7 protein-coding genes are annotated in these 7,056 nt (G+C 43.5%); all 7 read right to left on the bottom strand.

Annotated elements, in window-relative coordinates; genetic code table 11:
• Positions 1 to 55: 55 nt before the first annotated feature.
• On the bottom strand, positions 56 to 1,582 hold the full coding sequence (gene bchB / locus ACM0OS_RS01615; protein WP_414541403.1) for a ferredoxin:protochlorophyllide reductase (ATP-dependent) subunit B: 1,527 nt from the start codon (positions 1,580 to 1,582) through the stop codon (positions 56 to 58).
• A gap of 386 nt (positions 1,583 to 1,968) precedes the next feature.
• Complete coding sequence (locus ACM0OS_RS01610) at positions 1,969 to 2,493, bottom strand: tetratricopeptide repeat protein (RefSeq protein WP_414541402.1); 525 nt, start codon at positions 2,491 to 2,493, stop codon at positions 1,969 to 1,971.
• Positions 2,494 to 2,565: 72 nt separating this feature from the next.
• Positions 2,566 to 3,390: a transporter substrate-binding domain-containing protein gene (locus ACM0OS_RS01605; RefSeq protein ID WP_414541401.1), complete on the bottom strand. Its 825-nt coding sequence runs from the start codon at positions 3,388 to 3,390 to the stop codon at positions 2,566 to 2,568.
• Between the two features lie 12 nt (positions 3,391 to 3,402).
• Entirely contained in the window at positions 3,403 to 3,759 is a 357-nt protein-coding gene (gene rplT, locus ACM0OS_RS01600) for a 50S ribosomal protein L20 (RefSeq protein ID WP_414541400.1), read from the bottom strand.
• 28 nt (positions 3,760 to 3,787) lie between these two features.
• A complete protein-coding gene (rpmI, locus tag ACM0OS_RS01595) occupies positions 3,788 to 3,985 on the bottom strand; it encodes a 50S ribosomal protein L35 (RefSeq protein WP_414541399.1) in 198 nt (65 codons plus the stop codon).
• A 37-nt stretch (positions 3,986 to 4,022) separates the two neighbouring features.
• Positions 4,023 to 4,466: a hypothetical protein gene (locus ACM0OS_RS01590; RefSeq protein ID WP_414541398.1), complete on the bottom strand. Its 444-nt coding sequence runs from the start codon at positions 4,464 to 4,466 to the stop codon at positions 4,023 to 4,025.
• Between the two features lie 13 nt (positions 4,467 to 4,479).
• A complete protein-coding gene (locus ACM0OS_RS01585) occupies positions 4,480 to 6,888 on the bottom strand; it encodes an ATP-dependent helicase (RefSeq protein ID WP_414541397.1) in 2,409 nt (802 codons plus the stop codon).
• Positions 6,889 to 7,056 lie beyond the last annotated feature (168 nt).

The raw sequence follows: 7,056 nt of genomic DNA, 5'->3' as shown, positions 1-7,056 counted from the left end.
CCCTGCTCCCTGCCCCCTGCCCCCCTGCTTCTACTCCCTACTCCCTACTCCCTTTCTAAGCACCGACAGCTTCCTTCGCTGCGTAAAGGACTTCAGCATTAATTTCTTTCATGCCTCGCTCACGAGCAAATTTCTCGGTGTTGCGTTTGACTTTGCCACGGACAAAACCAGGGATTTTGTTTAGTTCGGCTTGACCGTCTTTTGTCCAGTTCAGGTCAGAGTCGGCAGAAATGCCTTTGGTAATGACTTCTTTGGTGTCGTGACCACCGAAGATTTCTAAGAGGTGATCTTCCATTCCTAAGGTGAAGGAGTTGTAGATCAAATCGGTAATCTGGTTGGTACCTTCATAACCTAAGAATGGTTTGTAACCAATGGGGAAGTTTTGCACGTGGATGGGTGAAGCAATGACACCACAAGGTATGTCTAAGCGTTTACCAACGTGACGTTCCATTTGAGTACCAAATATAGCAGAAGGTTCGACACGAGCGATCGCATCCCCAATTTCTCCATGATCGTCGGTAATCAGAACTTCATCACAGTATTCACTCACTTGTTCGCGGAACCAATCGGCATCATATTTACAGTAGGTTCCAGCCCAAACTACATGAATCCCCATTTCTCTGGCCAAAATTTTGGTGATGGCGGCGGCGTGGGTATTGTCACCAAACACTACAGCTTTTTTACCAGTCAAGTTTTGACAGTCAATGGAACGAGAGAACCAAGCAGCCTGAGAGACATGTAAGGTTTGCTCGTTGATGAAGTCTTCGTAGTCAGCATCAGCCCCTTGGGCGTTAATTACTTGTTGAATTTTGCGGATACACCGTGCTGTTTCCACTACACCCATTGGGGTAATGTCTATGTAAGGTGTGCCAAATTGTTCTTCTAAGTAATGAGCAGTCATTAAGCCCAGTTCACGGTAAGGAACTAAGTTAAACCAGGCTTTGGGCATTTTTTTCAAATCATGCACCGCCGCACCTTCGGGAATGATTGTATTTATTTCAATTCCCAAATCAGCCATCAGCCGCTTGAGTTCGGTGCAATCGTGGTTGTTATGAAACCCAAGGGTGGAATTACCGATGATGTTAACTGAGGGTTTTTCGGTTTTGCCTTCTGGGAGTTCGCCCTTTTTACGAGCTTTCTCGATGTAGTAGTGGACGATTTGATGTAGAGTGCGATCGGCTGCTTGCAGTTCGTTGAAGCGGTAGTGGTTGACATCCGCTAGCATTACGTCTCCTTTCGCCTCCAACTGCGCCCGTTCGACAAAGTTGTGCAGGTCTTCTTGCAAAATGCTAGAGGTGCAGGTGGGAGTTAACACAATCAAATCTGGGTGTTCTTCGGCATCTTTGCGGGTGATGTTGTCTACCACCTTTTCTTGTGAACCCCGTGCTAAAACGTTGCGGTCAACAACACTGGTGGTTACTGGGGTGAAGTTTCTCTCCCGCGATAGCATAGAGCGCATGACGTTAAAGTAGTCATCACCTAATGGGGCGTGCATGATCGCATGAACGTTTTTAAATGAACTCGCAATCCGCAAAGTGCCGATGTGGGCTGGCCCTGCATACATCCAGTAAGCCAATTTCATGACTGGTTCTCCCTTTTCAACTCAAATAACTATGAGTGCATGATTATTAAATCGCTTTTGATTGTCTCAAAAGTTGGAGTGAGGAAGAAATAGGACTTTTTGCTGATTTGGTTGGTAATTAATAGCTCAAACCTAGTTACTGATTGGGGTCTAGCCTCTGTATTTAACAATATTCTTGTTGTTTAATTAAATAACTCTTAACGATTGGACAAATATTTTTATTAATTTTTGTTGATAATGCTCGTTATAAAATTATAGGGAAAAATATATTAACCACAAAGGTTGTGTTTTTTCTCTCAGTATTCTCCGCACCTCTGTGGTTCAAAAGTAATTTATTTAACCACAAAGACGCAGAGTATATATCTGAGTTTTTTAGTTTTGACTATCTACGCAGAAACCAAGCGGCGCAAAGATTCAGCACGGCGTTTTGCAGTTTTATTGTTGGGAGCAAACTTGAGTGCATCTTCATACATTTGTAGCGCCTGTGCAGTTAATTTTTTGCGTTCGTAGGCGTGACCGAGATTATTCAGTGCTGTCACATAATCTGGTTTCAGTTTCAAAGCTTCTTTGTATTGACGAATCGCTAAGTCATATTGCTCTTGACCAAAGTAAACATAACCTAGTCCGTTGTAAATAGGCGCACTATTTTCTTCTCCTTCTTCTTCAGCCGCTTTAAGGGCTTTTTGAAACAACACCACGGCTTGAGAAAATAGTTTTTTTTCTGAATAAATACTAGCCAACTCGTAATATTCTTGAGCCGTACCTTTTTCCTTTTCTAGCTTTTTGCGTAACCGTGATAAGGCGGTTTCACGTTTGCGAGTTTTGAAAATTTGCTGAAATACATTCACCACTGCAAATAAAAGCAAACCCACAAAAATTGAGAGATAAATAATAGCTAAGTTTTTATCCATTGCCTGCAAATACAAATATTATTTCTTTATCTATTATCGGATACTGGGGGACGTGGAGAGATGAGGAAGTATTTACATTCTTGTTCCTAGTCCCCAATGTTGGACTCGTTCTTTGAGCCAACCTTCTGCTGTGTATCGAGCGATCGCTTCGTTGACTTGTCTTCTTAATTGATCGTACTGTAATCCTTTGGGCATGACTACAGATAAGGGTTCTGTGGATAGTTTGGTGGGTAAAATCCTGTATTGGGGATATTGTTGCACCCAACCGCTAAGAACGCTAGCATCGGCGGCAAAGGCATCTACGGTATTATTTTCTGTGAGCGATCGCGCTTCTTGATATGATTTAACTCCCACTAACTCGGCTTCGGGCATATAATACCGCACTTGGGCTACTGTGCTGGAGTTGTTAATGACGGCTATTTTCCGGTTAGTTAAATCACTTATCCGCCGCACGGCAGTATCTTTTGTCACTATGACAGCCCCGTCATAGTAGTAAGGAACACTGAAGCTAACTAACCGGGCGCGGGATTCTGTGGCTGTGACTCTGGCGATGGCTAAATCAACTTGATTGTTTAAGACTACAGACAGGCGATCGCGGTTGGCTACTTGTTGAAACTTGATAGCATCTGCTTTCCCTAACAAGTCCAATGCCAAACGCTTTGCTAAGTCGATTTCTAAGCCTTGTAAGTTACCACTATCGTCTCTAAATCCTAAGGGACGCAAGTTATCTTTAACGGCAATAGTTAAGTAACCTCGTCGCTGAATTTCTGGCATTGGGGCGGCTGATGCTATCGATCCTGTTCCCCAAATTGTCCACCAGAAAATACAAAAAATGATAGCGGATAATACCAGATGTAACGGATTCATCATGCGCCATCTGTTACATCGGTTATTCATCCGTTACCACCTTTATTGTTTAGCTTGAAGTGCTAATTCTGCAACTTTGCCAAAGCTAGCAGGATCGAGAACTGCCAATTGCGCCAACATCTTACGGTTGAGTTGAATATCGGCTTTTTTCAAATTACCAATCAATTGGCTGTAGCTCAAACCATGCTGTCTAGCAGCAGCATTAATTCTGGTGATCCACAGGCGACGAAAATCACGCTTTTTCTTTTTGCGATCGCGGTAAGCACTCCGCAACGCTTTCATTACCTGTTGGTTGGCGGTTCTAAATAGAGTTGAGTGGGAACCGCGAAAACCTTTAGCTAGTTTGAGAATTTTATTGCGGCGTTTACGAGCTACGTTACCGCGTTTTACCCGAGTCATAGTTTATTTCCTGTATTTCCTGAAAAAGTTACAAATAAGGAAGCATCAAGCGTACGTTTTCTTCATCACGTTCGTTGACAACTGCCATTTTAGAAAAGCTACGCTTTTTGTTAGCAGACTTGTGTTCTAAAAGGTGGTTTTTAAAAGCTTTGCGACGGACGATTTTACCGCTACCGGTGGCACGGAATCGCTTGGACGCTGCTTTACGGGTCTTTAGTTTAGGCATTGTCTGGCTTCAATTCGACACAATCCATAATTATATACTATTTATGGAAATTTCCAGAGTCCACTTTAAATTGAGGATCTAAAACAATTTGGGAGCCGGATTGATTAACGTGGTAAGTCCAATATTGATTTTTGACGTTGACAATCACTTCCCAAGCCGCCACCGGGTTGTATTCTTGGGTACAGATTTCGCCAAAGTTGAATTTACAGGGATTGCTAAAAGTTTGGGATTTAACTTGAGTGATTTTTAAGTCAGGAATTGCCACCCCAGAACCTTGGGACGCGTCGGTTAAAATTTTATCTGCGATCGCCTTGGGCAATTTCGGAGAATCATTCTGGCTGATTTGAGTTTGTGTACCCAATCCATCGGCAACAGCATTGTTATTCGTGATGCCACATCCGCAAGTTAGCAGACTCGTCAACATCAAGGCGAATATGCTGGCGCAGTTGATGAAAGCACGTACCTTAATCACTGATTTCATATTACGAATTACGTTAGCGAAGCGGGGCATAGCCCATTACGAATTTAGAAAAGTGACTTTTTAAAGCCGGAAACACCGGACATGGCGCTTGTTCTTGCAAATTTTCCGGTTTACTCCAAGTAAAAGGCGCTTTTTGTGATGCAGACATCCACAGCAGGCGTTTAGCTCTGGTCATGGCAACATAAAGTAATCGATATTCCTCAGCTGTTTTCAGATGTTTTGCCTGTTCCCACGCTTGGGTGACATCGGGTATATCAGATTCACCGTGGAGAGCCGCCCGAATTTGGGCGCGAGCTACTTCTGATAAGGTGAAATCTCCTAAAAACTGGCTTTGGGGAGGAACCCAAAATCTGCCAGGAATCAAGTTTTCGTGAAGAAAGGGCATAAATACATAGTCCCAGTCTAACCCTTTAGCTTTGTGCATGGTGATAATTGTCAATTGACCACAACGGGTATAACGCGCTTCTAAATCATCTGTTTCCACTGGTTCAAACCGTTCAGAACTGACAATTTCACTTAAAGTTGATAACATCGCCCCCATTGAACTATTGCCAGCTATTTGCTGATTTACTCGTTCTGCAAGTTTGTCAGCCGTTGCCAATTCTGCTTGGTCGTAATTTAAAGTTAAGGCCAGAAAAGAAATAAGCTGATATAGAGGCAATTCCAAACGAGCGCGGAGCAACTTACGGCACAAACTAGCGGCTTTTTGTACGGGTTCTGACTGGGGTGGCGCTAGGGGGCCGGGATATAAAAATTCTTCTGGGAGACTAGCTAAGGCGTTGAGGTCTTGGGTAGGAATCAATTGACGCTGTACCAATACCTCTAAAGAGGCTTTCAGGTAGTCCGGGGAATGAGGGCGATGGCAAAATTGCAGTAATGCCAAAATTTCTTGGGGAATATGCGAACGGCGATCGCGTTCACCCACATCATAAAGTGTAATTTTATGCTCTTTACATACAGGTGTTAAGGCTTCTGCTAGCCATCTTCCTTGGCGATTTTCCCGCACCAAAATTGCCGCACTCACTTCTGTAGGGTTTTCAGCAAATAACTCAATGACTCTTTGGGAAATTAACTCAACTGTATGATGAATATCACGCGGTGTATACAGTTCTAATCCTCTACCTATGGGTGCTGGGTTGGCATTAAGTTGAGGATCGTTACTGTCCACAGGGCGAATTTTTTGCGAACGAAAGGGGGATGGGGACGTTGGGGGAGATGATTGATTTTTGTTTTGATATAACTTGTTTACCCATTCCAGGGTAAAGTTGGCGGCTTCAATGATAACTCTGGTACTGCGACCGGCTTGATCCATTGTTGCTAGTTTGCCAGAGCGATCGCACTGTTGGCAAAATTCCCGAAAATAAATCGGATCGGCTGGCGTAAAAGTCGAGTTAATCGCCTGATTAGGATCACCAACTCGGACTAAGTTTAGTAGGGAGTAGGGAGTAGGGAGTGCGGAGTGGGGAAGTAAAGAATTATTTTTCTCATCTTCCTCATCTCTTGCCAAAATCTCTAACAGCTGTGTCTGTAAGGGGCTGGAATCTTGGGCTTCGTCTTCAAAAACGGCGTAGACTTCCTTTTGTTCTCGGCGCCGGGCGCTGTCGTTTTCTAAAACGCGGAGGGCGGCTAAAATCATGTCGTCGTAGTCGATGAAGTCACGCGATCGCATTAAGTTTTGATATTGTTTATACAATCCTGCGGCTACCTGCAAAATTGCATATTCGTCTGTGGTTTGTTGACTCCAATCGCGTAGTTGTTCTGGCGATATCCCAGAACTTTTGGCTTCATGAATGACTGTAGTCGCTAAATCGGGTAATACTTCTGTTCGCAGCACAGATTGACGGCGTAATCTTTCTGTTTCCTCTCCGTCAAATTGATGCCCTTCTAGTAACCGTAGATATCGCCCTGGATGTTCAGCAATCCATTGTTCTACGGCTGTACGGATAAAACGGTGGCTTTGACTAGGTGTGATTAATGTGACATTCTCTAACTCTAAACCTGATAAATTAGGATGGCGGCTGGCAATGTTCAAAGCTAGACCGTGCAAAGTATACACTGCAAAGCCTGTCTGCGGTAAAGATAAATCCTCTCGTAAGTATTTGCGGATTTTGGCTTTAATATTCGCAGCAGCTGAACGCGTAAAGGTCACAACGACAATTTGACGACGGGACAATGGGCGCGATTCGGGGGGAATTGCGTACTGGCGCGCAATGGCGATGGCTGCTGCTGCGGCCATACCTGTAGATTTGCCAGCACCAGGAACGGCGGAAATAGCTAATGGCCCTGATTGCCAATCAGCCATTTGCTGTTGTCCCGGACGCAGACTATTACGGATTTTTAAAGTTTTCTCCCAGAGAAGTTGAGATAATTGTGGCTGACGAGATTCTGGAGGCACTGTAGCCGTAAAATTAGCGTCTGACATACATATAAAATTTTAGTTTTTGAATGAAGTTACAGCATTTTGTGATTAAGTAAGGCACATAAAAAAATCACCAAAAAAATTACTCAAATTAGCATTGCTGTATTAAACTGCAAAGATAAATAATTATCTATATATAGCAATCTTCAGTGATTTATGAATATGTACTCC

The organism is Nostoc sp. CCY0012 (genome assembly GCF_963920855.1).
Classification (GTDB): Bacteria; Cyanobacteriota; Cyanobacteriia; order Cyanobacteriales; family Nostocaceae; genus Cyanocohniella.
This window is presented reverse-complemented; position numbering and strand designations above follow the sequence as displayed.